The sequence below is a fragment of the Allobosea caraganae genome (assembly GCF_003351345.1).
In the GTDB taxonomy this organism is placed as follows: domain Bacteria; phylum Pseudomonadota; class Alphaproteobacteria; order Rhizobiales; family Beijerinckiaceae; genus Allobosea; species Allobosea caraganae.
In genome coordinates this window covers 158,622-182,765 of the sequence record NZ_QQTO01000034.1, presented here as the reverse complement: position 1 = coordinate 182,765, position 24,144 = coordinate 158,622, and the positions used below count along the sequence as shown (strand labels likewise).

The 24,144-nt window shown below is 67.5% G+C and carries 22 protein-coding genes; 12 read left to right on the top strand and 10 right to left on the bottom strand.

What is annotated here, in order from left to right; all coding sequences use genetic code 11:
* Positions 1-107 precede the first annotated feature (107 nt).
* From DWF00_RS23950 to DWF00_RS23920, 7 genes are all read left to right on the top strand, one after another.
* The gene (locus DWF00_RS23950) at positions 108-1,073 is read left to right on the top strand and encodes an isoaspartyl peptidase/L-asparaginase family protein (protein WP_114830985.1); all 966 of its coding nucleotides are present in this window, start codon (positions 108-110) and stop codon (positions 1,071-1,073) included.
* Positions 1,073-2,116 (top strand): ketopantoate reductase family protein, encoded by a 1,044-nt coding sequence (locus DWF00_RS23945; protein ID WP_114830986.1) that lies wholly within the window; start codon positions 1,073-1,075, stop codon positions 2,114-2,116. Before DWF00_RS23950 ends, DWF00_RS23945 begins: the two co-directional genes overlap by 1 nt.
* Entirely contained in the window at positions 2,089-2,844 is a 756-nt protein-coding gene (locus DWF00_RS23940; RefSeq protein WP_114830987.1) for an SDR family NAD(P)-dependent oxidoreductase, read from the top strand. Before DWF00_RS23945 ends, DWF00_RS23940 begins: the two co-directional genes overlap by 28 nt.
* A gap of 217 nt (positions 2,845-3,061) precedes the next feature.
* The gene (locus DWF00_RS23935; RefSeq protein WP_114830988.1) at positions 3,062-3,271 is read left to right on the top strand and encodes a cold-shock protein; all 210 of its coding nucleotides are present in this window, start codon (positions 3,062-3,064) and stop codon (positions 3,269-3,271) included.
* A 337-nt stretch (positions 3,272-3,608) separates the two neighbouring features.
* Positions 3,609-4,712 (top strand): PspA/IM30 family protein, encoded by a 1,104-nt coding sequence (locus tag DWF00_RS23930; RefSeq protein ID WP_181832782.1) that lies wholly within the window; start codon positions 3,609-3,611, stop codon positions 4,710-4,712.
* Positions 4,709-5,347, top strand: coding sequence for an OB-fold-containig protein (locus tag DWF00_RS23925; RefSeq protein WP_114830990.1), 639 nt, complete (start codon positions 4,709-4,711; stop codon positions 5,345-5,347). Before DWF00_RS23930 ends, DWF00_RS23925 begins: the two co-directional genes overlap by 4 nt.
* A gap of 23 nt (positions 5,348-5,370) precedes the next feature.
* A complete protein-coding gene (locus DWF00_RS23920; RefSeq protein WP_114830991.1) occupies positions 5,371-7,062 on the top strand; it encodes a flotillin family protein in 1,692 nt (563 codons plus the stop codon).
* A 36-nt stretch (positions 7,063-7,098) separates the two neighbouring features.
* Here DWF00_RS23920 and DWF00_RS23915 read toward each other — a convergent pair whose 3' ends face one another.
* A complete protein-coding gene (locus tag DWF00_RS23915; RefSeq protein WP_245974250.1) occupies positions 7,099-8,334 on the bottom strand; it encodes a multidrug effflux MFS transporter in 1,236 nt (411 codons plus the stop codon).
* Positions 8,335-8,565: 231 nt separating this feature from the next.
* Between DWF00_RS23915 and DWF00_RS23910 the strand changes: the two genes are divergently transcribed.
* Both DWF00_RS23910 and DWF00_RS23905 read left to right on the top strand, forming a co-directional pair.
* A complete protein-coding gene (locus DWF00_RS23910) occupies positions 8,566-8,832 on the top strand; it encodes a type II toxin-antitoxin system ParD family antitoxin (protein ID WP_114830992.1) in 267 nt (88 codons plus the stop codon).
* Between the two features lie 10 nt (positions 8,833-8,842).
* Positions 8,843-9,154, top strand: coding sequence for a type II toxin-antitoxin system RelE/ParE family toxin (locus tag DWF00_RS23905; RefSeq protein WP_114830993.1), 312 nt, complete (start codon positions 8,843-8,845; stop codon positions 9,152-9,154).
* A 33-nt stretch (positions 9,155-9,187) separates the two neighbouring features.
* On the opposite strand, the gene DWF00_RS23900 is transcribed toward DWF00_RS23905, so the two are convergent.
* Positions 9,188-9,820, bottom strand: a complete 633-nt coding sequence (locus tag DWF00_RS23900; RefSeq protein ID WP_114830994.1) for a glutathione S-transferase family protein — start codon at positions 9,818-9,820, stop codon at positions 9,188-9,190.
* A gap of 124 nt (positions 9,821-9,944) precedes the next feature.
* Here DWF00_RS23900 and DWF00_RS23895 point away from each other — a divergent pair, with 124 nt between their 5' ends.
* Both DWF00_RS23895 and DWF00_RS23890 read left to right on the top strand, forming a co-directional pair.
* Positions 9,945-10,667 carry a hypothetical protein gene (locus DWF00_RS23895; protein WP_147283757.1) on the top strand — a complete coding sequence of 241 codons (723 nt, stop codon included), beginning with the start codon at positions 9,945-9,947 and terminating at the stop codon, positions 10,665-10,667.
* A gap of 73 nt (positions 10,668-10,740) precedes the next feature.
* Positions 10,741-11,127 carry a SpoIIAA family protein gene (locus tag DWF00_RS23890; RefSeq protein ID WP_114830996.1) on the top strand — a complete coding sequence of 129 codons (387 nt, stop codon included), beginning with the start codon at positions 10,741-10,743 and terminating at the stop codon, positions 11,125-11,127.
* A gap of 9 nt (positions 11,128-11,136) precedes the next feature.
* Here the strand turns inward: DWF00_RS23890 and DWF00_RS23885 are convergent, their stop codons facing one another.
* The 3 genes from DWF00_RS23885 to DWF00_RS23875 form a co-directional block, all read right to left on the bottom strand.
* Entirely contained in the window at positions 11,137-11,592 is a 456-nt protein-coding gene (locus DWF00_RS23885; RefSeq protein ID WP_114830997.1) for a tetratricopeptide repeat protein, read from the bottom strand.
* A 153-nt stretch (positions 11,593-11,745) separates the two neighbouring features.
* Positions 11,746-12,213, bottom strand: a complete 468-nt coding sequence (gene greA, locus DWF00_RS23880) for a transcription elongation factor GreA (RefSeq protein WP_114830998.1) — start codon at positions 12,211-12,213, stop codon at positions 11,746-11,748.
* Between the two features lie 194 nt (positions 12,214-12,407).
* Positions 12,408-15,827 carry a class I SAM-dependent DNA methyltransferase gene (locus DWF00_RS23875; protein WP_114830999.1) on the bottom strand — a complete coding sequence of 1,140 codons (3,420 nt, stop codon included), beginning with the start codon at positions 15,825-15,827 and terminating at the stop codon, positions 12,408-12,410.
* Between the two features lie 141 nt (positions 15,828-15,968).
* Here DWF00_RS23875 and uvrB point away from each other — a divergent pair, with 141 nt between their 5' ends.
* Positions 15,969-18,671 carry an excinuclease ABC subunit UvrB gene (uvrB, locus tag DWF00_RS23870; RefSeq protein ID WP_114831000.1) on the top strand — a complete coding sequence of 901 codons (2,703 nt, stop codon included), beginning with the start codon at positions 15,969-15,971 and terminating at the stop codon, positions 18,669-18,671.
* A gap of 57 nt (positions 18,672-18,728) precedes the next feature.
* On the opposite strand, the gene DWF00_RS29185 is transcribed toward uvrB, so the two are convergent.
* The 5 genes from DWF00_RS29185 to DWF00_RS23840 form a co-directional block, all read right to left on the bottom strand.
* Positions 18,729-19,214: a hypothetical protein gene (locus DWF00_RS29185; RefSeq protein ID WP_147283758.1), complete on the bottom strand. Its 486-nt coding sequence runs from the start codon at positions 19,212-19,214 to the stop codon at positions 18,729-18,731.
* Between the two features lie 928 nt (positions 19,215-20,142).
* Complete coding sequence (locus DWF00_RS23855; protein WP_425453175.1) at positions 20,143-20,499, bottom strand: GIY-YIG nuclease family protein; 357 nt, start codon at positions 20,497-20,499, stop codon at positions 20,143-20,145.
* 160 nt (positions 20,500-20,659) lie between these two features.
* Positions 20,660-20,941 carry a DUF3175 domain-containing protein gene (locus DWF00_RS23850; protein WP_114831003.1) on the bottom strand — a complete coding sequence of 94 codons (282 nt, stop codon included), beginning with the start codon at positions 20,939-20,941 and terminating at the stop codon, positions 20,660-20,662.
* A 109-nt stretch (positions 20,942-21,050) separates the two neighbouring features.
* Positions 21,051-22,781 carry a type VI secretion system contractile sheath domain-containing protein gene (locus DWF00_RS23845; RefSeq protein WP_114831004.1) on the bottom strand — a complete coding sequence of 577 codons (1,731 nt, stop codon included), beginning with the start codon at positions 22,779-22,781 and terminating at the stop codon, positions 21,051-21,053.
* A gap of 88 nt (positions 22,782-22,869) precedes the next feature.
* Positions 22,870-24,072, bottom strand: a complete 1,203-nt coding sequence (locus DWF00_RS23840) for a TIGR03862 family flavoprotein (RefSeq protein WP_114831005.1) — start codon at positions 24,070-24,072, stop codon at positions 22,870-22,872.
* Between the last annotated feature and the right edge of the window lie 72 nt (positions 24,073-24,144).

Here is a 24,144-nt window from a genome sequence, read left to right as displayed (position 1 = left end):
TGCGAAGCGAGGGATGAGGTAAACGCGCCGCCGCTTGCCTTCATTTCCCCGACTTCGCCGTTTCGAACCTCCCCGCGCGGGATAGCGAAACGCGTCAGGATGACCCCATGACAACGCACCCGATCGCACTGGCCATTCATGGCGGCTGCGGCACTTTGCCCAAAGCCGAGATGAGCGAAGCCGAATGGGCCGAGGCCAAGGCCGATCTCGCCCTATCGCTCAAGGCCGGCTGGGCAGTCCTCGGCAAGGGCGGCACGGCCGTCGACGCGGTCGAGGCCGCGGTGCTGGTGATGGAGGATTCCCCCCATTTCAACGCCGGCCACGGCGCCGCCTTCAATGCCGATGGCGAGCATGAGCTCGACGCCTCGATCATGGACGGCTCGAACCTGGCGGCCGGCGCGCTCTGCTGCGTCAAGCGCATCCGCAATCCGGTCAGCGCCGCCAAGGCGCTGATGCGCCAGGGCGACCCGCTGCTGCTTGCCGGCCCGGCCGGCGACACCTTCGCCGAGGCAGAGGGTCTCGACATGGTCGAGAACGAGTATTTCTCGACCGACCGGCGCCGCAAGAACCTGTCCTCGATGAAGATCCGCGAGCTTGTCGGCAGCGCCTCGGAGGCGAGCGAGGCCGAGAAGCACGGCACCGTCGGTGCCGTCGCCCGCGACAGGGACGGCCACCTCGCCGCCGCAACCTCGACCGGCGGCTACACCAACAAGCCGCCCGGCCGCGTCGGCGACAGCCCGATCATCGGCGCCGGCACCTATGCCCGCGACGGGCGCTGCGCCGTCTCCGGCACCGGCAAGGGCGAGTTCTTCATCCGCTACTGCATCGGCCACGAGATCGCGTCGCTGATGGCCTATAAGGGCCTGAGCCTGGAAGAGGCGACGCGCCAGGCGATCGCCGAGCTCACCACGCACAAGATCGGCGCCGGCCTTGTCGCAGTCGGGGCCGACGGCTCGATCGTCGCCCCCTACAACTCCGAGGGCATGTATCGCGGCTGGATCACGCCTGATGGCTTCGTCCATGTGGCGACCCATGGCGAGGTCGAGCTCGCCGGACAGGTGGAAGCAGCCTGATGAGCACGCCCGAGCCGATCGTCATCTGGGGAGCCGGCGCGATCGGCGGCACGCTCGGCGCCTATTGGGCCCGTTCCGGCATTCCGATCCTGCTCGTCGACGTCGTTCCCGAGCATGTCGAGGCCTGCCGCACCACGGGCCTCAGGATCACCGGACCGCTCGAGGAGTTCACGCAGGTCGTTCCCGCCGTGACCCCGGCCGAGCTGACCGGCACGTACAAGCGCATCATCCTGGCGGTGAAGGCGCAGGCGACGGAAGCGGCGCTCGACGCGCTGGTGCCGCATCTCGCCGAGGACGGCTTCGTCTTCTCGGCGCAGAACGGCCTCAACGAGATCGCGATCTCCAGCCGCGTCGGCGAGGCCCGCACCATCGGCTGCTTCGTCAATTTCGGCGCCGACTGGCACGGCCCTGGCGAGATCCTCTATGGCAATCGCGGCGCGCTGGTGATCGGCGAGCTCGACGGGCAGATGACCTCCCGCGCCCTGGAGATGCATCGGCTCGGGCTGATGTTCGAGCCCGGCTCGGTCCTGACCGACAACATCTGGGGCTATCTCTGGGGCAAGCTCGCCTATGGCGCGATGCTGTTCGGCACGGCGCTGACCGACGACTCGATGTCGGCGAACTTCTCCGATCCACAGCGGCTCGGCGTCTGGCTGGAGCTTGGCCGCGAGGTCGGCGCGGTCGCGGCAGCGCGCGGGGTCAAATCGCTCGGCTTCGGCGAGTTCGACCCGATGGTGTTCGCGCCCGGCCAGCCGGAATACCCGCAGATCGAGACGATCGCCTGGCTTGCCGACTACACCTCGAAGACGGCCAAGACCCATTCCGGCATCTGGCGCGACCTCGCGGTGCGCAAGCGCAAGACGGAGGTCGATCCGCAGATCGGCATCATCGCCAGGCTCGGGCGCGAGGCCGGCGTCGCGACGCCGGCGATCGAGACGCTGGTCGGACTGATCCATGAGGTGGAGGACGGCAAGAGGCCGCTCTCCTTCGAGACGCTGAAGGTGCTGATCGACCAATGCAACTCCGCTTCGACAACCGCGTAGCCCTCGTCACCGGCGCCGCCCAGGGCATCGGCCGCGCCATCGCCACGGCGCTGGCCCAGTCCGGCGCGAAGGTCCACCTCGCCGATATCGATGCCGAGGGCGTCGCAGCGACTGCCAAGGTGATCGGCGCGCAGGCCCATGTCGCCGATCTCGGCAGCCCCGAGGCGGCGCAGAAGCTGATTGCCGAGATCGTCGCCGCGAGCGGCAAGCTCGACATCCTCGTCCATGCCGCCGGCGGCGTGCGCGGCCAGGTCGGCCGCTCGATCGAGGAGATATCCGAGAGCGACTGGCGCGTGATCTTCGCCGCCAATGTCGATGCGGCCTTCTTCCTGGCGCAGGCGGCGGCGCCGGTGATGAAGCAGGCCGGCTATGGCCGCATCGTGACGATCTCGTCCGGAGCCGGGCTGCGCCCGAGCCTGACCGGCATCCAGGCCTATTCGAGCGCCAAGCACGCGCTGGTCGGCCTGACCAAGCAGCTCGCCTGGGAGTTCGGGCCGAAGGGCATCACCGTCAACTCGGTCGCGCCCGGCTTCGTGCGCTCGAACCCGGCGACCGAACGGCAATGGGAGAGCTACGGTCCCGAGGGCCAGAAGAAGCTGGTCGAGGGCATCCATACCCGCCGGCTCGGCACGCCCGACGACATCGCCAACGCGACCCTGTTCTTCCTCAGCGAGCAGGCTGGCTGGATCACCGGGCAGGTGCTCTCGGTCGATGGCGGGCGGTCATGAGGGGCATCCGCACGCTATGCGCGCGCCGCGCCTCAAACGGCCGGCTAAGCGGCCGATGCGGCAAATTTTGAACGTATTACGACTTTAGTATTAGAAAAAGCGGCGTAACCGAGGCGATTGTGGGTGCGCCGCAAGATTGCCACGCGTGCAGCTTCCCCCCTACAGTGCTGACGGATCGGCATGAGGCGATCCGTATAGCGACTGAAGGGAAGAGCACGTGAGCACGGGTACCGTGAAATGGTTCAACGAAACCAAGGGTTATGGTTTCATCACGCCTGACGCTGGCGGGAGCGATATCTTCGTTCACATCAGCGCAGTCGAGCGCTCGGGCCTGCGCGGCCTGAACGAAGGCCAGAAGATCAGCTTCGATCTCGAAGCCGATCGCAAGACCGGCAAGTCTGCGGCGGTCAATCTCAAGACCGTCTGACCCAAGCCTATCGCGGGAAGCCGATCGGCGGCGTCGCGCTTCCCGAGCCACTGAATCTCTCTATCGACACATCTCGACACACAGACGATTCCCGGCATTCCCGTCGCCATCAGGCGGCGGTAGGGGCCCAGAGGCCAGCCCGAATGGCCGAATTCTCCCCGACATCCACATCCTGAACGTGAACCTATAGGTGGCGAAAAGCCGGCTAGCGGGCGTGTGCGGACGATTCCTCGCCGCGCGTGGCCATCCCGGCAAGGCGCGCGAGAACGCGGCCCCTCTTGAAAGCACAAATGACGTGCTTTATATCTTGAGCATGGCTCCGCGTTATCAATCAACCATGAGCTACGCCCTGTCGCCCTCCCCGGACGACATGCTGGCGATCCGCGAGACGCTCGCGGACTACGCCGTGATGATGGGCATCCTCGACGAGATCGAGCGCGACCGCGGCGCCAGCGCCAATCTCGTCGCCCTGCACGAGCAGGCCTACGCCACGATCAGGGAGCGGACCCGCCTGCCGGCGCGGCTGGTCACGCTCGGCCTGCGCGACCATGCCGGCCGGACCAGTGGCAATCCAATCACGGACCTGCCCCTGGACGGACGGCTCTACGCCATCAAGAGCCCGACCCATCTCAGCCTCGCCACCATCGATGGGCGCCGACACATCGCCTACGCAGTCACCGGCTATGAGCCCGGCTGGCCCGACCACGCGGAGGCTAGGCTGGTGCTCAGGGACGACGAAACCCTCATCCTTGTCGGCATTGCCGGAGCCGCCAAACCGAAGGAGACCATCATGGCCACCGAAGGAATCCTGTCCCGCATCGGGCGCGTCATCGCCGGCGTCGCCCATGGCAGCATCGACGCGCTCGAAGGCGCCAATGCGATCGCCACCGTCGAGCAGTCGATCCGCGAGATCGACGCCGTCGCCGAGGACGCCCGGGCGGGCGCCGGCAGGGCGCGCGCCGAGGAGCATCGCCTCAAGGCCAAGATCGCCGAGATCAACGACGAGATCGAGGATCTCGCCGGCAAGATCGAGGCCGGCCTCGCCAATGGGCGCGAGGACCTGGTCAAGCCGGTGATCGGCCTGCAGATCGACCTGGAGGCGCAGCGCTCGGCGCTGGAGACGGCGCTCGGCGAGGCCGTCAGCAAGATCGAGGACGCCGGCAAGGCGCTCCAGGCGGTCAACTCGGCGCGGCAGGATGCCGTCGCCCGCCTCGCCGCCCTCAAGCGCAGCAAGGGTGCGGAAGACGGCAGCCGGGGTGCCAACGCCTCGGTGCGCAACGACAATCGACTTGCGCAATCCCTCGGGACCATCGAGCGTGTCACCGGCGTCTCCGGCCGGCCGGCGACGGGCGCGTCCGAGGTCGAGGAGCTCGCCCGCATGCAGCGCGAGAAGGCCATCCAGGAGCGGCTCGCGCGCTACAAGGGGCAAAGCGAGACATGACAGCGCTCACTGTGCCGGGCTTCTATCCCTTCACGATCGCGGCGCTGATCCTCATTGGCCTCGTCGCCGTCGAGATCATCGCCACGCTCGTCGGGCTGTCGATCTCGTCGCTGATGAATGACGGGCTCCATCTCGACCACGCGGGCCATGGCGACCATGGCCCGCTCGGCGCCTGGATGTCCTGGCTCAACACCGGCGGCGTGCCGCTGCTGATCCTGATCATGATCTGGCTGGCCTGCTTCGCCATTGCCGGCTTCGCGGTTCAGGGCGTCGCGAAAACGATGCTGGCGCCGCTGCCGACGCTGATCGCCGTCCCGGTCGCGCTCGTGCTGGCCGCGCCGATGACCCGGACGCTGTCGCGCTGGACGGCGCGGATCTTCCCGGGCGACGAGACCGCCGCCGTCAGCCAGTCCGAGCTGATCGGGCTGACCGGGATCGTGACGCTTGGCCCGCTCGACCAGGGCAAGCCGGGCAGCGTCCGCGTCAAGGACCAGCACGGCAACATCCACGTCCTTCGAACGAAGGCCGCGCCGGGACATGTGATCGCGCAAGGTGCGGCCGTGCTCGTGGTCGACGGCTCCGCAGGATTGTTCGAGGCCATTCCCGCGCCGGAGGAACTCGGCGCGGACAGGTAAGCCGGATAAGGGGGAAGACGTTCATGGATTATGTTTCCGTCCTCACCATCGCTGGAACGGCCGTCGCGCTGATCATCGGCATCGGCGTGGTCATGGCCACGCTCTACACGCGCTCGACCCGCGACAGGGCCTATGTCCGCACCGGGCTCGGCGGCAAGAAGGTCGTGCTCGACGGCGGCTCGCTGATCCTGCCGATCTTCCACTCCTATTCCTGGGTGCAGCTCAGCACGCTCAGGCTCGAAGTCCAGCGCAGCGAGGGCGAGTCGCTGATCACCGCCGACCGCATGCGCGCCGACATCACCGCGGAGTTCTACGTCCGGGTGAAGCCCGATGCCGACAACATCGCGCTGGCGGCCCAGACGCTCGGCGACCGCACCAACAATGCCGACCTGCTGAAGACGCTGGTCGAGGCGAAGTTCGTCGACGGCCTGCGCTCGGTCGCCGCGACGATGACCCTGAAGGACCTGCAGGAGAAGCGCTCCGAGTTCGTCAAGGCGGTGCAGGACGCTGTCGCGGCCGACCTGCAATCTAACGGCCTGGAACTGGAATCGGTCTCGCTGACGCGGCTCGACCAGACCGACATCAAGCACTTCAACCCCAACAACACCTTCGATGCCGAAGGCCTGACCGCGCTCACCCGCGTCACCGAAGAGCGCCGCCGCGAGCGCAACGAGATCGTGCGCGAGAACGAGGTCGCCATCGCGACCAAGGACCGCGAAGCCTCGCTCCAGCGCCTGACGATCCAACGCGAGCAGCGCGACGCCGAACTCAACCAGCAGCGCGACATCGCCAACAAGACCGCCGAGACCCGCGCCGAGCAGGCCCGCGCCGAGCAGACCGCCCGCCTGGCCGAGGAGACCGCGCGGCTCGAGACCGAGCGCGGCGTCGCCAAGAACGAGTCGGAGGCGCACCAGGCCAAGGAGACGGCGCGCATCACCGCCGCGCGCGGCATCGCGGAGAGCGAGGCCGAGGCCAAGCGCATCACCGAGACGGCACGGATCGACGCCGCGATCGCCGTGGCGCAGAAGAGCGAGGCCGAGTCTCAGGCCAAGGCCAAGGCGGAAGAAGCCAAGGCCATGGCAGTCACGGCCGAGGAGCAGGTCGCGACCGCGCGCGCCGTCGAGGTCGCCGAGCGCGCCAAGAAGATCGCGGTCATCGACGCCCGCAAGGAGGCGGAGCAGGCAGCGACCGGCATCACGGTGAAGGCCGAGGCGGAGCGCGAGGCGGCCGAGAACCTCGCAGCTGCATTGCTGACCCAGGCGCAGGCGGAAGCCGATGCCAACAAGGCCCGCGCCAGCGGCATTGTCGAGCTCGGCGAGGCCGAGGCGAAGCGCGAACGCGCGCTCAACGAGGCCCGCAACGCCCTCTCCCCGCAAATGGTCGATTTCGAGCTGACCAAGCAGCGCATCGCGGTCATCCCGTCAGCCCTGGAGCAGGCGATGAAGCCGATCGAGAAGATCTCCGACATCAAGATATTCAGCGCCGGCGGCCTGCTCGGCGCGTTCAATTCCGGAGGCACCGCCTCAGGTGGCAGCAGCCCGATCTCCGATCTCAGCAGCCAGTTGCTGAGCTACGGCGCGCAGAAGCCGATACTGGACGCGCTGATGTCGCAAGCGGGATTCACCGGCGCCAATCCGGTGGACGCGCTGCTGAACGGCGCGCAGCCGCCGCTGCCGCATCCGGCGCCCGCGGCCGATAATGCCGGCAAGGAGTGACGAACCGGAGCGCTGCTCGCACCCCGCGAGCGCCCGCTAGCTCCGCCCGGCCGCAGGATGGAAGAGCCGGCCCTTCTCGGCGATCAGCACGATCACCAGCGCGATCACGCCGCAGATCGAGAAGCCGAGCGTCAACGGCACCACCGTGCCGTTGAAGTGCTGGCCGATGTAGAAGCCGAGCAGCGCGCCGCCGACCGTGGTGACGAAGCCCTGGACCGAGGAGGCCGTGCCGGCGACATGGCCGAGCGGGTCCATCGCCATGGCGTTGAAGTTCGGCGCGAGCAGGCCGAAGCAGAACATCGTGCCGCCCTGCAGGATGGCGAAGAGCCAGAGATATTCATGGCCCGAGGCGGCCAGGATCGCGTGCAGGCCGGTCAGCCCGATGAAGCCGAGCAGCGCACCGTGCGAGACGCGGCGCATGCCGAGCCGGCCGACGATGCGCGCATTGACCAGTGAGGCGACGGCCATGCAGCCGGCGATCAGCGCGAAGATGGTGGTGAACCAGTCCAGCGCATGGAAGACGTCGCCAAAAACCTGCTGCGCCGAGTTGATGAAACCGAAGAGCCCGCCGAGCACGAAGCCCATCGCCAGCATGTAGCCGACCGAGATGCGCGTCGTCAGCGTGACCCGGAAGGCGGCGACGATCGAGCGGAACTCGATCGGCTTGCGGTCTTCCGGATGCTGCGTCTCCGGCAGCTTCAGCGCCGCCCAGAGCAGCACGACTGCCCCGAAGGTGGTGAGCACGCCAAAAATCCAGCGCCAGGGCGCGACCCAGAGGATCGCCTGGCCGATCGAGGGCGCCAGGATCGGCACGGCGAGGAAGACGATCATCGCCAGCGACATGACGCGGGCCATGTCGCGGCCGGAATAGCAGTCGCGCACGATCGAGACCGCGAGCACCCGCGTCGCCGCCGCGCCGACGCCCTGGAGCACGCGGGCGAACATCATCATCTGGAAAGAGCCGGCAAAGGACGCCAGGACGCTGGCCGCGACATAGATCACCAGCCCGAACATCAGCACCGGCCTGCGCCCGAAACGATCCGACAAGGTGCCGTAGATGATCTGGGAGACGCCGAAGCCGAGCAGGTAGGCCGTGATGATCCATTGCCGGTCGTTCGGCTCGGTGATGCCGAGCGCAGCCCCGATCTGCGGCAGGGCCGGCAGCATCGCATCGATGGCGAGCGCGTTCGTCGCCATCAGCGCCGCCATCATGCTCACGAAAGGATAAAAGCCCATGCCATGGCGCGGCACGGCGGCGGAGGTCTCGGTCATGTCTGCCTGCTGCCGGGAGAGATGTCCCGATATCCCGCGAAACGGGAGCGGCCGGCGAAATAGCCGGCCGATTTACGTAGGATAACGGAATCGGCAAACGCAGGACAACCCGGCTTCAGCCCGGCGCGGCATGCGCTGAGTGCGGGGCACGGACTCCCTGCCCTCACTGCCGAGATTGATAGGATTTAATCGTGCGCCATGTTATAAGATGCCAGCCGCAGGAGTTCGGGCATGCGCACGACCCAATCCCTCAGCATCACCTTGCCGCATGAGATGGCGCAGATGGTGAAGGCGAAAGTCGCCTCAGGCGAATACGCCACCGAAAGCGAGGTCATCCGCGACGGCCTGCGCGTTCTCGCCGCCCGCGACGCCGCCGTCGAGAAATGGCTCCGGGACGAGGTGGTTCCGACCTACGACGCCGTGATGGCCGATCCCGGCAGCACCCTCTCCGCCAGCGAGGCCTGGGCGAAAATCGCCGCCCATATCGACCGCAAGTAGCCGCTGACGGATGGGCGGGACGGTCAGGTTCGCCGGGCAGGCCGTTCAGGACCTGCAGGATATGTTCGACTATCTCCATCCCGTCGCCGGCGAGCGCATCGCGCGCGACCATGTCGCCAAGCTCTATGCCTATTGCCTGAGCTTCGAGACGTTCCCCGAGAGGGGAACGCGCCGGGACGATTTGCGGCCGGGCCTGCGTTTCGTCGGCTACCGCCGGCAGGCCACGATCGCTTTTGTCGTGACCGGGAACGGGATCACGATCTTGCGGGTCTTTGCGCGCGGCAGGGATGTCGAGGCGCTGATCGCCGATGAGGGCTATTGAACAACCTGCCCTCTCCCACTCGGCGGTGCTAAATCACCCCGCCTTCTGCTCCGGCATCAACGCATTGTCGATCTCGTTGGCCCGGATCGCGGCTGGGCGGGCGGCGATGCGCTCGGCATAGGCCTCAAAAGCCGGACGCCGCTCCATCGAGCCGAATTGCAGGCCCCAGCCGATCTGCGCGCCGAGATAGACGTCGGCCGCGCTGAACCTGTCGCCGAGCAGGTAGTCGCCCTGCGTCACCGCGCTCTCCAGCGTGTCCATGACGTCGCTAAAGCTGCCATAGCCGCACATACGGCTGCGTTCAGGCGGGATTTCGAAGCCGAGCGCCTTGTTGGTCACCGACGCTTCGGTCGGCCCCGCGCCGAAGAAGAGCCAGCGGTAATAGGGGCCGCGCAGCTTGCTGCCAGGCTCCGGCGCCAGCCCCGCCTGCGGGAAGGCGTCGGCAAGATAGGCGCAGATCGCGGCGCATTCGGTGACGACGACATCGCCATGCTTCAGCGCCGGCACCTTGCCCATCGGATTGATCGCCTTGTACAGCGCGCCCTTCATCGGCGGGCCGAAGCCCATGATCTCGGTGCGATAGGGCTGGCCGACCTCCTCCAGCATCCAGCGCACGATCCGGCCGCGCGACATCGGGTTGGTGTAGAAGACGAGTTCGTCAGACATGGGCTTCCTCCGAATTCTGGTTGCGCGCGAGAGTAGCGGTTGATCCAGCCCGCGCAACGGCACGTCCCGGTTGCTCCTGACGCAAAGTTCTGTGAGCTTGGCGCCGGGATGGGGCGGGAGCGTGATGATTCAGGACGGAACAGCGCGGGCCGTCTCGATGAGCGAGGGCCGGATGTCGATCACCGGCGTCGCCGGGCGCTTCGTCCAGGGCATCGGCCGGCATTTGCGCCTGGAGGCTTCGAGCCTGCGGATCGTCGCCGGCTTTGCCCGCGCGGATGACGGCCTGCGCGAGACCAGCCGGATCGAGGGCGATGCGCGGGTCAGCGGCGACAGCCTGGGGCGGGCCGGCTTCGAAGGCAGCGCCGGCACGATCGCCCTGGTGCTGCGGCCGCTGCCGGCCGGCGGCGAGGCGCGCATCCTGCTGACGCTGGGCTATCGCGACGATGAGAGCGGCTATGTCGCCGAACTCTGGGGGCCGGCCACGCTGTTCGAGGCGCTGAAGCGCGACATCCTCACTGGTGCGGCCGAGCATCTTTCGCTGAGCGCCACCACGAGCCTGTGGGTGCGCGAGGAGGAGCGCGACGCCAGCCCGGCCCTGCCGGTGAGCTGGCATCTCGGTCTCGAGCCGGGCGGGCAGCGCAGCGCCGGCGCGCGCGGGCTGGTCGAAAGCATCGACTGGGGCAACGCGGCCGAGAGCCCGGCCGAGCCGCAGCCCCTCCTCGCCGCGCCGGCGGAGGACGAGCTGCCTGACGATCCGGTCTCGGACGAGCTGCGCCGCATCAACTGGAGCCTGAAACTGCTCCTGCTGCTGCTGGCCTTCCTGCTGATCATCGTCGCGATGAAATAGCCGCAGCGCCGTTCCGAAACCTCACCCGTTTCCGCGCGTTTCATTCCCCGGAGATCGCTCCAGGGAGACTGCCATGTTCGAGATCCTCGCCGCGCCCGACCATGTCGCGGCCTATCGCCTCTCCGGCACGCTGACCCCGGAGGACTATGACGGCATCATCGCCGATATCGAGGCGCGGCTTCAGCGGCATGAGAAGATCGGCGTGCTGGCCGACCTGACCGGCTTCCACGACATCACCTTCAGGGCGACGGCGAAGGACCTGCGCTACAGCTTCAGCAAGCTGTCCGAGCTCAAGCGCTTTCCGCGCGAGGCGATCATCAGCAACAAGGGCTGGATCGCGACACTCGCCTCGATCGCCAGCCCGCTGGTGCCCTATGTCGAGATCAAGGCCTTCAAGCCGGAGGAGTTCGAGGCGGCGCTGATCTGGGCCGCGGATATCGAGGGCGGGCCGAACGCCTGAGCGCAGAACTCACTTCGCCTCGACCTTGGCGATGGCCTCGTTCAGGTCCTGCCATTCGTGGCAGCGGCCGCAGAGCTTGGCGAGCTTCTCCAGATTGGCCTTGGCCGAGGCCGTGTCGCCGGTCTCCAAAAACCATTCGCCCTGATATTCGAGCGCGGGCAGGAAGGTGGGGTCGCGCTGAAGGGCCGCGTCGTAGAACTGCTTGGAGACCGGGTAGTTCTTCAGCTTGCGGTGCGAATAGGCGATCCAGTTGAGCAGCTCGGACGAATTGGGCTGGCTCTTGGCCAGCTCCATCAGCTTCTCGATGGCACCGGCGTAGTTCTTCTCCTCGATCCAGCGCCGGGCCTGGCGGTAATCGGGGTCCTGGTCGAGATAGGTCCAGTCCGAGCCGACGGCGTGCGCCGCGCCCGAGCCAAACAGCAGGGCGACGAGGGCGAGAGGCGCGAAGGCCCGGCGAAGATGCATGGCAGGCTCCGGAGGTTGCGGCGCGACCATGCCTAGATCGCCGTGCGTCCTTTCGGACGCAAAGTAGCGATCTAGGCTTTTGTTATTGCATCGGATTTTCCCGAAAACCGGATTCCACTTTTCGGTCCGATGCTCTAGCATCGCAGCAGCCTGTTACGCGATCGCGACGATCTCGACCGCCTCCGTGCCGATCGTAGCGCGATCACCCACCGACTTGCCCATCACCGCTCCGGCCAGTGGGGCGACATAGGGCAGCGTGCCCTGCGCCGGCTCGGCCTCGTCCTCGCCGACGAGCCGCCAGTTCTGCTGCCTGCCATCGCCGCGCGCGATCGTCACGGTCGAGCCGAAGCGGACCTGGTCATGCTGGACCGGCGGCGGGACGAGTTGGGCGCTGGCGCGCCGCGCCGTCCAGTAGCGGAACTCGCGCCTGGTCTGGGCGATCTCGGCCCTGTCGTCGCCGGCGAGCGCCTCGGCATGCGCCGCCTGCCAGCGCGCCAGTTCGGACTCGATCCAGGCAAGACCCTCCGGCGTCACCAGGTTGGGATGCGGCGAGACCGGCCTGTCCGGCATGGCCTCGAAAACCTCGGTTTCCCCCGCTTCCTTGACGAAGGCGCGGCTCATACTGGCCTCCTTCCACTCGTTTGGGCGCGGCTTCCGGGCAACCGAAGCGCGCCACTCGACGTTGCTTCCATCATTACCGATCCGGAGCGCGATGGCGCTTCGGCACCTGGAACGGCGGTCGCATGGACATGGGGTGCGCATACCGCCGAAGGCAAGGTCGCGGAAGCCTACACCCGCACGGTCGGCCACGCCATCTAGCCGCTGGCCCTCAGCCGGCGCGAGAAGCTGCGCCCGCCATCGCTGGTCGAGACCTCGCCGACGCGGGCGAGCGAGATCAGGATGCCGCGCACCGCGCCCTTGATCCTGAGCCCCTGCCTGAAGCCGAGCGCGATCTGCGCTTCGTCGAGCGGCGCCACTGAGGTGGCGAGCGCTCCCAGCACGGCCGCGACCCGCTCGACCGGTGCGACAGGAAAACTCGGCCTGCCGGCTGCAACCGGCGCAGCCACGACAAGCTCCGCGGCTTCGACTTGCTCGCCGCCCTTGCCGTCGCGACCGAAGCGCGGGCGCTGATAATCCGGCCGCAGCCAGCGCACCTCGCCGCGGGCCTCCTCCCGCGCCCGCTCACGATTGAGCTGGACGAGCCGGGCGAGGATGTCCTCGTCGCTGAGATCGACCGGCCAGCCATAGGCCGTGGCCACGGCGGCATCGATGGCGTCGTGATGCTCGTTCAGGATGAGGACGAAGCCGCGATCGCGGATATCGGCCTCGGCCGGCGTGAGGCGGCGGCCGGCGCGGATGGCTTCGCGGACGTTGTAGAGCCTGGTGAGCGTCAGGTCGGGATGCTCGTCGAGCACGAGCTTGCGCAGCGCGTCGAGCAATTCGGTAGGCTTTCGGATCGCCTGCTTTTGGGTCTCGGTCGCATCGGGGAAGGGAAACGGGTCGAAGCAACGGGATTTGGAATAGCGCGGGTCATTTCCGATGCCGAGCCAGCCGCCGGCCCGTAGGGCCCAGGTCGAATGGAAGCGGGATGAGAGTACCCCGAGATGGAAGGCATCTGACAGACCAACCGCGACCAGCATGTTGTCGGGCAGGATGCTGCGGTCGAGGAACTGGAAGACGCGATGCTTGGCTGTTTCAACCGTCGCGATATAGCGTTGGAGGTTAACAAGAGCCGGGCGTATCTCGTCTCGCGTTCTGCCAAAGAGCCACCATCGCTTCTTGATATCTGCATCACGATTACGGTCACGTTCGATTTTCACCGTTCGCAGGACATGTTGGTAGACCTCTGGAAATCGTTCGCGGACCTGCTCTGAACTTTGCCCGAACAGATCAATCACCATCACCCCACGCGGCTTGGCCATAAGATCGCGGCCGTTACGGTACTGGCGAATATACTTCTCCAAGCCCTCGCGCCGACCGAGTCCTAACGCCCTCGCTTCCACCTCGGTCACGATGAATCCCGCGCCAAACAGCATCATGCCCCGCGAACTCAATCCCTCGTTCGCCAGCAAGCCTGCCGCCTGCGTGACATCGGCACCTACGGATAAGTCAGCGCTGATCCGCCCCACGCGCTCGCTCAGCTCGATCTCCGGCTGATCCGTATCGAGCGCCGCCTCCGACACCACCTCCCGCAGCCGCCCTTCATGCCGTCCGGCAGCAACCACCGTCATCGCGATCCGCACCGCCGCCGTGTCCCGCCCCGCCTTGGTCCAGGGATGGTCGGGAATCGCCAGCAGCAGCGAGACCGGCTTCTTCGCGTTGAGGTGGCGCTCGACGACGCGGCGCTGGAAGACCTGGGTGATCGAGTTCGTGGTGACGAAGCCGAAGCGGCGCAGCACCGTGCCGGTCCGCGTCAGCAATTCGGCGGCGCGGTCCCACCAGTACATCACGAGGTCGGCGCTCTCGTTCATCTGCGGATGCGCCGCCCGGAGCGCCTCGACATAGGCGTCGCCCTGGCGGGCGCGGATGTCCTTGCCGCCCATGAAGGGCGGGTTACCGACGATGAACTCGGCCTCCGGCCAGTCCGGACGGCGCGGGTTCGGCAGCGCCTCCTTGCCATCAAGCCATTGCGGGATCGGCCAGCCATCCCAGCACAGCACGGCGTCGCGCTTGTAGATATGGTCGAGCTTTTCGAGGATCGGCTCCCGGGACGCCAGGCCGCGCGTGCGAAAGTGCCATTGCAAGTGACCGATCCAGAGCACGAGATCGGCGATCGCCACCGCCCGCCGGTTCATGTCCATGCCGAGGAACTGGTGCGGCCCGACATAGAGGTCGGCAATGCCGCCCAGCCGCTCGCGGCTGCCGAGCTCGCCCGCCGCTTCCAGCACCTCGGCTTCGAGCTTCTTCATCAGCTCCTGCGCGACATGGAGGAAATTCCCCGTCCCGCAGGCGGGATCGAGCACCCGCGTCCGGCAGAGCTCGGCGTGAAAACCCTCGACCAACACCAGCGCCTTCTTGGCGTCGCCGGTATCGCGCGCCTGCTGGGCGGCGCCGAGCACGGCGCGCCAATCCTCGCGCAGCGGCGCGATCACGGTCTCCACCACGAGCCGCTCGACATAGGCGCGCGGCGTGTAGTGCGCGCCGAGCCTGGCCCGCTCGGTCGGATCGAGCGCCTGCTCCAGCAAGGTGCCGAAGATCGCCGGCTCGACCTCCTTCCAATCGTGCTCGGCCGCGGCCAGCAATTCTCCGATCTCCTCGCGTCCAAGCGGAAAGACCCTGGCGTCCTCGTAGAGCTTGCCGTTGAAGCGCTTCATCCGCTCGCGGACGGAGGTCGAGTACTCGCCCTTGTCCATGGCCTGCCAAAGCTCCGAGACCAGCGGCAGGAAGGAGGACGGGTCGTCGCGGCATTCGCGCAGCAGGGTCTTGAACGAGTCCTTGCGGATCAGCGCGACGTCCTCGGCGAACATCGTGAACAGGCAGCGCATCAGGAACAGCGCCACCTCCTCCGGGTCATGCTGGCGCTCCAGCGCCTTCGACACCGCCGCCAGCCGCTCGGCGATGCCGCGGGTCACCCGCGCCGCGTAGCGCGTCGGGTCGAGCGTCTGCGGCTCGGTCCAGATCGTGGCGATGCGCTGGCGGATCTCCGGCTTGTGGAGGTCGTCGAGATAGACGCGATAGCTCTGCCGGTCGGGGAACTGGACGTAGTTCTTCCCCTGCCCGGTGAAGTCGGCATAGAATTCGAAGCAGTGCCCGACATCGCAGATGATCAGGAAGGGCGGCCAGCCATGCGCCGCCGGCAGCGCCTTGGCGTAATCCTCCGCCTGCCTGCGGGCGTTGAGCATCAGCACGTCCCAGGCGCGGTCGGCGCCGCGCCGGCCGCGCGGCCCGGCCGGCTCGGCCAAGGGCAGATCGCCCTGCGCCGGCAGCACCTCCTTGCTCCCGCCCTTCAGCCGGCTCTGCTTGGCCTCCAGCACGAAGCAGCCCTTGCTGTAGAGGTCGATGCGGCCGGTCGAGCTGCCCCCGGCGGCATCGTGGAACTTCACCGGGTATTCGAAGCGATAGGTCACCGCCTCCGGATCGCTGGTCGGCGGCTGCGGCCCGCCGACGCCAAGCAGCGCGCAGAATTCGTCAAGGAACTGGGCGTAGGCCGCGCGCTCCGCCCCTTCCGAGATGCGCCAGCGCGCGACGAAGGCCTCGACCTCCGCGCTGCTCGCCCCGGCCCCGCCCCCCGACATGGCCGCACTCCCAATGCGTGCTAGAATTGCTATATGCAATCTAACGTTGCGTAACGTACTGCTGTCAACTCCTGTCAGCTATCCGCCCTCCGCAGGCGCTTACCCCTCGCGCCCGGCCGCGTTCCGCCCCATATTGCGGCCATGCCAAAAGCACCCGATGCCGCCGCCAAGGCGAAGCCCGCCAAGAAGCCGTCCAGCGCCCGCACGCCGAACTCCAAGGCCTCGCGCGAAGAGCTGAAGCCGCTCGAGGGCTATCTGGCCGATCTGCTCAATCCCGCGATCAACCGCGGCAATGCCGTGCCCGGCGGCGCCTCGGGCTTCAGCGACCAACCGCAGGCGGGCTATGGCCAAGACAACTTGGGCCAAGCCGATGCGCCTGACGCCCGCCCCGGCGATCCGAACGTCAAGAAGAAGCAAAAGAAGAAGAACGACCCGGCCTCGGCCTTCGACGATGCCGAGAGCGAGACCGCCGCCTCGGTGACGGCGCTCGCCCTGCGCGGCCTGCTCGAGAGCGGCAGCCCGTTCATCGATCCCGGCAAGGCCTGGACGCCGCACCGGCCGCCGCGCCCGGACAAGTCCGAGGGCGGCATCGCCTTCCGCATGCAGGCCGATTTCGAGCCCGCCGGCGACCAGCCGACCGCGATCGCCGATCTCGTCGACGGCATCAGCCGGCAGGAGCGCGACCAGGTCCTGCTCGGCGTCACCGGCTCCGGAAAAACCTTCACCATGGCGCAGGTCATCGAGAAGACGCAGCGCCCGGCGCTGATCCTGGCGCCGAACAAGACGCTGGCGGCGCAGCTCTACGGCGAGTTCAAGAGCTTCTTCCCCGACAACGCGGTCGAGTACTTCGTCTCCTACTACGACTACTACCAGCCGGAGGCCTACGTCCCGCGCTCCGACACCTATATCGAGAAGGAAAGCTCGATCAACGAGCAGATCGACCGGATGCGCCACTCGGCGACGCGCTCGCTGCTGGAGCGCGACGACGTCATCATCGTCGCCTCGGTCTCGTGCATCTACGGCATCGGCTCGGTCGAGACCTATACGGCGATGACCTTCGCCATCAAGCTCGGCGAGCGCATCGAGCAGCGCCAGCTCATCGCCGATCTCGTCGCCCTGCAATACAAGCGCACGCTCGGCGATTTCGCCCGCGGTACCTTTCGCGTACGCGGCGACGTCATCGAGCTGTTCCCGGCGCACTATGAGGACCGCGCCTGGCGCATCGGCCTGTTCGGCGACGAGGTCGAGAACATCAGCGAGTTCGACCCGCTCACCGGCCAGAAGACGGCCGACCTGGAATTCGTCAAGGTCTACGGCAACTCGCACTACACCACGCCGCGCCCGACGCTGACCCAGGCGGTCAAGTCGATCAAGCAGGAGCTCAAGGGCCGGCTCGACGAGCTCAACCGCATGGGCCGCTATCTCGAGGCGCAGCGGCTCGACCAGCGCTGCACCTTCGACATCGAGATGATCGAGGCGACCGGCTCCTGCAACGGCATCGAGAACTACTCGCGCTACCTCACCGGCCGCAAGCCGGGCGAGCCGCCGCCGACGCTGTTCGAATACCTGCCCGACAACGCGCTGGTCTTCACCGACGAGAGCCACGTCACCGTGCCGCAGATCGGCGGCATGTACCGGGGCGACTTCCGCCGCAAGGCGACGCTGGCCGAATACGGCTTCCGCCTGCCCTCCTGCATGGACAACCGGCCGCTGCGCTTCGAGGAATGGGACGCGATGCGCCCGCAATCGGTGCATGTCTCGGCCACGCCCGGCAGCTGGGAGATGGACCGCACCGGCGGTGTCTTCACCGAGCAGGTCATCCGCCCGACCGGGCTGATCGACCCGCCGGTCGAGATCCGGCCCGCCAAGCACCAGGTCGCCGACCTGCTCGACGAGATCAAGGAGGTCACCGAGAAGGGCTACCGCAGCCTCGTCACCGTGCTGACCAAGCGCATGGCCGAGGACCTGACCGAGTACCTGCACGAGAACGGCATCCGCGTCCGCTACATGCACTCGGACATCGACACGATCGAGCGCATCGAGATTCTGCGCGACCTGCGCCTCGGCGCCTTCGACGTGCTGGTCGGCATCAACCTGCTGCGCGAGGGCCTCGACATTCCCGAATGCGGCTTCGTCGCCATTCTCGACGCCGACAAGGAGGGATTTCTGCGCTCCGAGACCTCGCTGATCCAGACCATCGGCCGCGCCGCGCGAAACGTCGACGGCAAGGTCATCCTCTATGCCGACCACATCACCGGCTCGATGGAGCGGGCGATGGCCGAGACCAATCGGCGGCGCGAGAAGCAGGAGGCCTATAACGCCGAGCACGGCATCACGCCGCAGACGATCAAGCGCGCCATCGGCGACATCCTGGGCTCGGTCTACGAGCGCGACCACGTCACGGTCGACAAGGGGCTGGTCGACGCGCCGATCGCCGGCCACAACCTCAAGGCCGCCCTGGCCGATCTCGAAAAGCGCATGCGCGAAGCCGCCGCCGACCTCGAATTCGAGACCGCGGCAAGGCTGCGCGACGAGATCAAGCGCCTGCAGGCGACGGAACTCGCGATCTCCGACGACCCGCTGGCGCGGCAAAGCGATGTCGAGGCGAGCGCCGGGAAGTACAAGGGCGAGCGGTCTTATGGCGCGAGCGCCAACCTGCCGACACGGGCGCGGAAACCCACCGACGCGGATATGGGACCGCATAACTGGGGCGGCGGCGAGGCCAAGCCGAAGGCAAGCGTGGCTCGGCCGCGGAAGCCGGGGCTGGACGAGATGGGGCCGGTGCCGGAGTCGCGGCCGTTGGGGGCTGGGGAGGAGCGTGGGAGGCGGAGGGGAAGGCGGTAGCAAACGCGCTGAGTTGAAAGGCAGTGCCCCGCAGACCGCGAAGACTGCTAATCGCTATTAGCCGAATACATCTGGCGGCGGCGTATAGCTGGCCGGTTCGTATGGAAGATTGGCCGGCCAGTATCCGAAATTCGGAAGCCGAGCGATTTTTTTCCGCATACGCCACAGCATCGTTGAGAGAACCATTTCAGGATCGGCGCCCTCAAGGACAACACCTTGTTTTGCGAGGGAGTGGAACAGATCAGATCTATTCATTGGCTTGCCGTATTCGCGTATGATCTCCAGAGCCGATTCGATTACGACCTCCTTGGAGGGATTTTTAGGGCGAGGCCGAGGCGTATCCTCCCTGGAATCGGCCACATGCACGCTATCCACAGCGACACCGGGCGGCATACCGCCAGCGAATTCAACCCAATCGTGCAGGAATTTATCGATGCGGGCCACTTCGCGACGAACCTCCTCAAGCCTTTGTTGTAGCTTATTAATTTCCTTGGCAAAGGCATCGCGCCGGGCCGCCGCATTCCGATATGCCGTGTCAGACATGATGTGCCCCTTCCGTTCCCCTTCTAGATTTACACAACTCGGAGAGGCAGCGCAACGAAATCTCGCTTGAATGCGATATGCGGTCGCTGTATAGAGTTACCGTCGCGGGAACGCGACAAAGGCCCCGGTAGGTTCCGGGGCCTCCGTAGTGTGGCATACCGGCGGATGGACCGCCGTGAGAAAGGGGAAGAGCTCAATGGAGAATGGCATCTCCGGGCGGCGGCGGCTGGTACCCGTTCGCTACCCATTGCTCTTGTTGTAGAGTCAGAGCGGCGGGGCCTAAGGCCCCGCCGTTTTTGTTTGTTAGCATACGGGCGGCAAAATCGCAAGGATTGGTCGCAGGCTGCTTCGGAAAGCCCTATGATTCCGTCAGTTCGTCGCATTCGCAATACAAGAGGACGCAAACCTCAGCGCTAATGCGCTTTGTTTGCAACAACCTGCACGCGCGGCTATCAGAAACTTGGGCTAGCTAGGGGATGGGGCAGTGCCACTGTCATGCTTGACCGCGAGCAGCCGTCGATACCTCAATCATTGCTAAGCCCGATGCAACGGGATTCCCAAGGGCCTTCCGTCTACTCGGCACGTTGCAAGGCGTAGATGCTCGCCACAAGGGCGAGCATGACGGTAGCGGCTCGATAGGCAGTACACACGAATAGGTCATTCCGTGAAATCACACGCGTCATGGTCGGCCTTGTGCCGACCATCCACGTCTTTGCCACGCTGAGGCCTGGCGCAGCGGGCGCCTTCTTGCCCTCCACCCGCTCCACACGTCGCAAGGCGTGGATGCTCGGGACAAGCCCGAGCATGACGGGAGGGGCGTCTGGGGGACAGACGGGGCCGTCGGCGCTTTGCCTCTGGCTGCGCCAAGGCGAGGATGCTCGCCACACGGGCGAGCATGACGATGACGGCCCAGCGGGCACCGGGCGCGTCAGGCCAATTCGTCGTAGAGGTCGTTCCAGTCCGGGTTGCGCGCCATGATCGTGCGGGTCTTGTAGGCGCGGTACCAGCGCTTCATCGAGGTCTCGCGCTGGATCGCCAGCTCGATCTCGTCATGCCATTCGTACCAGACGAGGCGCTTGAGGCCGTATGTCCTGGTGAAGCCCTTGAGGAGCCCTTCGCGGTGCTCGTAGACGCGGCGCGACAGGTCGTTCGTCACACCGAGATAGAGCGTGCCGTTGGGCCGGTTCGTCATGATGTAGACCCAGCCGCCCTTCTGCTTCATGCCGGCAGGATGGAGAGCGGCGACGACAGCCGCAAGACCGCCGATGAAGCCCTCCGCCGTCATGCTCGGGCTTGTCCCGGGCATCCACGCCTTGCGGCGCTGATGGCGGGCATGGCCGATCGCTGGTTTCGCCCGGTCGATCCGGCGTGAAGACGTGGATGGTCGGGACAAGCCCGGCCATGACGGCGGAGGGTGCTGCCGACGGGTGGAAGACAGCCGGCGATCACTCGCGGTGGAAGAGCTGGCGCAGCCGGTGCTTGGCGGCGTCGAGCGTCTTGAGCCTCTCCTCCGGCAGGTTCGTGCCGGCGCGGTTGACGTAGAAACTCAGCATCGACATGGCCGAGCGGAACGGGCTCGACTTGCGCCGGTGGCTCATCTCGGCCGAGCGCTTCAGCGAGCGCGCGATGCGGCGCGGATCGTCCGAGGCGAAGACCGATGTCTCAAGGTCGAGCGCATCGCTCTCGCGCGTCACCTTGCCCGACCATTTGCGCTTTCGCTCCGTCATCGCAGGCCTCACTTTCGGATCAGGCGTCCGGCCCACGCCAATACAGCCGCTGCGGCACTTCGCCGGCAGCGCGGTCAACGCGCGAGTGAGACAGAAATCTCGCGCCGGCTCAAGCCTCGATGTCGAAGGAGAAGCCGAAGCCGCCCATCACCTCGCGGCCGAGCGTGACCGAGACCTCGAGGGCGCGGGCGGCCTCGCCCGAGGGTGCCACGGACGAGACGGTGACAGAAGCACCCGGCCCGCTGGTCTGGATGAGATCACTGAGCGCCTGCTCGATCATCGCAGCCGCGTCGGCCGCGGAGGCGCCGCGCGGCAAGGTCTCGACCAGCTCGCGGCTGACCGATTCCAGCAGGCTCGAGACGAAGCGGAAGGGCAGGCCGGCAAAACCCTCCATCGCCGCCTTCATCTCGTCGGTGACGGCGCCGTATTGGTGGACGGCGGCGGCGCGGACCAGCCAGGCCTGGTCGCGATCGGCCCGGGCGGTGAGCGCGATCAGCCCGTCGCGGGCGAGATCGCGGGCCATGGCGGCATCGAGCGGCGCGCGCAGCGGCAGGGCGATGGTCCTGCCGCCGCGCACCGGCGTCTCGACCACGTCGAGCCCTTCGACCGGATTGCCGCTGCCGAGGATCTCGGTCGGCCAGCCCATGCGCGACAGGCTGGCAAGGATCTGCGCGGCGACGACCAGGCCGGCATCGCCCCAGAGCGGCGCTTCGCCCGCGCCGGCGCGCAGCACGACATCGTTCCAGCAGGCGAAGAGGAACTGGCTTTCCTCCCGGTCGCGCAGGCCGCGCCAGGCGGCATGGGCGGGGCCGTCGAGCAGGGCGGCGGGATTGTCCATCGCCGCGACCTCGCTCGCGGGCTTGCCGAAGAAATCGGCGGCCAGCGAGACGATGACCGGGGTCTGGCTGCCATAGCCGAGCAGGGCGAGATGGCGCAGCGCCTCGAGATCGGCGGCGGAGGTGCCGAGCGCGCCAATGACCAGGATCGCGCCCCAGCGCGAGTCTTCGGCGTGCTCGGCCAGCGCCGCGATGAGGCCATCGTCGGCGAGGGCTTCGCTGAGGCCGGCGCCGCCGATGTCCCAGAGCTTGAGTGACGGCTTGATGCCGCGACCGCGGGCAGAGAGGACGAGCTTCAAGCCGCGCCAGGCGGCCTCGGTCGCGAGCCAGGCGGGATGCGCGGCGATCGCCTCGATCTGGCGGGCAATGGCGTCGGGGCGATTAGTGGGTGCGGTCGCGGGCGTGCTCTGCGCCTCGCGGGTGGAGGAGAGGAAGGCCGAGATGGCCGCGCTGGCGGGATCGGCCTGCCGCGACGCGCCGGGCACGTCGACCAGCGAGAGGAGGCTGTCGAGGGAGTTGTCTTCGGCTGCAGCCGGCATGGAACTGGCGGCTGCGGGGCGTTGCGCGGGGAGCCGCTGGGCCAGCGCCGCGGTCAGCTTGTCGAAGCGCGGGCTCTTGGCCTCGGTGTCGAGCCCGGCGAGCGAGCCGGTGCGGGCGACCTGCTGCGCGATTGCCTCGGCCTTGACGATCTCCGGCACGCGGCCGGCAAGCGTCTTCGGGTCGAGGTCGCGCAGCGTGCGAATCGAGAGGTCGATCGCGAGCGCGGGCGGTTCGCTGCCGAGATGGTTGGGCACGTCGAAGCGCAGGCTCGCGCCATGGCCGGCGAGCGCGGAGGCGATGTCCTCGTTGGTGAGGTCGCGAAGGCCGGTCTCGCCGCCGAAGGCGCCGACGATCATGAGCTCGAAGCGGGGCGCCGCGCCGATTTCGCGCGGCGTGCGGGCCTGCAGCCCTCCGAAACCGGCATTCAGGTGAACGCCGCCCTGCGGCCGATCCTCGCCCGTCATCGTCTGCCCCTGCCCTGATGCCGGCCGCAGAGCGCGGCCTGTTCAGGTGCTTAGCAGGCTTATCCGACAGTCTTTCGACAAAGCTGCCCTAACGTCGCAGCCAGCTTTCCAGTCCCGCCGCGGCAGCGACGCCGGTGGCGAAGCAGGCCTGGAGCAGGTAGCCGCCGGTCGGCGCCTCCCAGTCGAGCATCTCGCCGGCGGCGAAGGCGCCGGGCAGGCGCTTCAGCATGAGGTTGTCGTCGAGTTCGGCCAGCGCGATGCCGCCCGCGGTCGAGATGGCGCGCTCGATCGGGCTGAGACCGCTGAGCGTCAGCGGCAGGGCCTTGATCAGGGCGGCGAGCGCGGCGGGCTCCTCAGGAAGGCGACCGGGTTCGCGCAGCAGCGTGATCGCGACGGGGGAGAGGCCGGCGGCCTTGCGCAGGTGGTTGCTCAAGGTCTCGCCCTTGCGGCGGCTGGCGAGGCGCTCGGCAAGGCGGGGCTGGTCGAGATCAGGACGGAGGTCGAGCGTAACAGTCGCCGTGCCGTCGCGCAGGATCGCCTGGCGCAGGCTGGCTGAGAGCGCGTAGACCGCGCCACCCTCAAGCCCTGCGGCATCGATCATCGCCTCGCCCCTCGCCTCCTCGTCGCCAAAGCGGATGGCGATGCGCTTCAGCGGCTGGCCGGCGAAGCGCTCGCGCAGGACCGGCGACCAGGCGATGGCGAAGCCGCCATTGGCGGGGCGGAGCGGCGATATGGCGATGCCGCGCTCGGCCAGCAGCGACGCCCAGCCGCCATCGGAGCCAAGCCGCGGCCAGCTCGCACCGCCGAGCGCGAACAGCGTCGCGGCGGGGCGGACCTCAACGGCCGCACCATCATGGTCGAAGAGCAGCGCGCCATCCTCATTCCAGCCGCGCCACTGGTGGCGCGGGGCGAAGGTCACGCCGAGCGCCTCCAGCCGGCGCAACCAGGCGCGCAGCAGCGGCGAGGCCTTCATCGCCTTCGGGAAGACGCGGCCGCTGCTGCCGATGAAGGTTTCCTGGCCGAGCTCGTCGGCCCAGTCGCGCAGCGCCTGCGGCGGGAAGGCGCGCAGGGCGGGCTCGAGCCAGGGGGCGGCTTCGCGATAGCGGGGGAGGAACGCGTCGAAAGGCTCGGAATGGGTCAGGTTCAGCCCGCCGCGCCCGGCGAGCAGGAGTTTGCGGGCCGGCGAGGGCATGCGGTCATAGAGCGTGACGCTATGGCCGGCACCGGCCAGCCGCTCCGCGGCGATCAGGCCGGAAGGGCCTGCGCCGATGATCGCGATGTCAGTTGCCATGGCTTCGGCGCGTCCTCGAACTGGTGCGCGTCATCCCGAAGCGCGGCCGCGGCGCAGCTTGCCGGGGATGAC

What these genes read in the sequence shown, in the direction of transcription:
- DWF00_RS23930 (WP_181832782.1), top strand. Translation starts at nt 3,609, where the DNA reads ATGAGCTACGCCCTGTCGCCCTCCCCGGACGACATGCTGGCGATCCGC.
- DWF00_RS23905 (WP_114830993.1), top strand. Translation starts at nt 8,843, where the DNA reads ATGGGCGGGACGGTCAGGTTCGCCGGGCAGGCCGTTCAGGACCTGCAG.
- DWF00_RS23910 (WP_114830992.1), top strand. Translation starts at nt 8,566, where the DNA reads ATGCGCACGACCCAATCCCTCAGCATCACCTTGCCGCATGAGATGGCG.
- DWF00_RS23920 (WP_114830991.1), top strand. Translation starts at nt 5,371, where the DNA reads ATGGATTATGTTTCCGTCCTCACCATCGCTGGAACGGCCGTCGCGCTG.
- DWF00_RS23940 (WP_114830987.1), top strand. Translation starts at nt 2,089, where the DNA reads ATGCAACTCCGCTTCGACAACCGCGTAGCCCTCGTCACCGGCGCCGCC.
- uvrB (WP_114831000.1), top strand. Translation starts at nt 15,969, where the DNA reads ATGCCAAAAGCACCCGATGCCGCCGCCAAGGCGAAGCCCGCCAAGAAG.
- greA (WP_114830998.1), bottom strand. Translation starts at nt 12,213, where the DNA reads ATGAGCCGCGCCTTCGTCAAGGAAGCGGGGGAAACCGAGGTTTTCGAG.
- DWF00_RS23845 (WP_114831004.1), bottom strand. Translation starts at nt 22,781, where the DNA reads ATGACGGGCGAGGATCGGCCGCAGGGCGGCGTTCACCTGAATGCCGGT.
- DWF00_RS23850 (WP_114831003.1), bottom strand. Translation starts at nt 20,941, where the DNA reads ATGACGGAGCGAAAGCGCAAATGGTCGGGCAAGGTGACGCGCGAGAGC.
- DWF00_RS23890 (WP_114830996.1), top strand. Translation starts at nt 10,741, where the DNA reads ATGTTCGAGATCCTCGCCGCGCCCGACCATGTCGCGGCCTATCGCCTC.
- DWF00_RS23950 (WP_114830985.1), top strand. Translation starts at nt 108, where the DNA reads ATGACAACGCACCCGATCGCACTGGCCATTCATGGCGGCTGCGGCACT.
- DWF00_RS23885 (WP_114830997.1), bottom strand. Translation starts at nt 11,592, where the DNA reads ATGCATCTTCGCCGGGCCTTCGCGCCTCTCGCCCTCGTCGCCCTGCTG.
- DWF00_RS23840 (WP_114831005.1), bottom strand. Translation starts at nt 24,072, where the DNA reads ATGGCAACTGACATCGCGATCATCGGCGCAGGCCCTTCCGGCCTGATC.
- DWF00_RS23855 (WP_425453175.1), bottom strand. Translation starts at nt 20,499, where the DNA reads ATGACGGCGGAGGGCTTCATCGGCGGTCTTGCGGCTGTCGTCGCCGCT.
- DWF00_RS29185 (WP_147283758.1), bottom strand. Translation starts at nt 19,214, where the DNA reads ATGTCTGACACGGCATATCGGAATGCGGCGGCCCGGCGCGATGCCTTT.
- DWF00_RS23875 (WP_114830999.1), bottom strand. Translation starts at nt 15,827, where the DNA reads ATGTCGGGGGGCGGGGCCGGGGCGAGCAGCGCGGAGGTCGAGGCCTTC.
- DWF00_RS23915 (WP_245974250.1), bottom strand. Translation starts at nt 8,334, where the DNA reads ATGACCGAGACCTCCGCCGCCGTGCCGCGCCATGGCATGGGCTTTTAT.
- DWF00_RS23895 (WP_147283757.1), top strand. Translation starts at nt 9,945, where the DNA reads ATGATTCAGGACGGAACAGCGCGGGCCGTCTCGATGAGCGAGGGCCGG.
- DWF00_RS23945 (WP_114830986.1), top strand. Translation starts at nt 1,073, where the DNA reads ATGAGCACGCCCGAGCCGATCGTCATCTGGGGAGCCGGCGCGATCGGC.
- DWF00_RS23925 (WP_114830990.1), top strand. Translation starts at nt 4,709, where the DNA reads ATGACAGCGCTCACTGTGCCGGGCTTCTATCCCTTCACGATCGCGGCG.
- DWF00_RS23900 (WP_114830994.1), bottom strand. Translation starts at nt 9,820, where the DNA reads ATGTCTGACGAACTCGTCTTCTACACCAACCCGATGTCGCGCGGCCGG.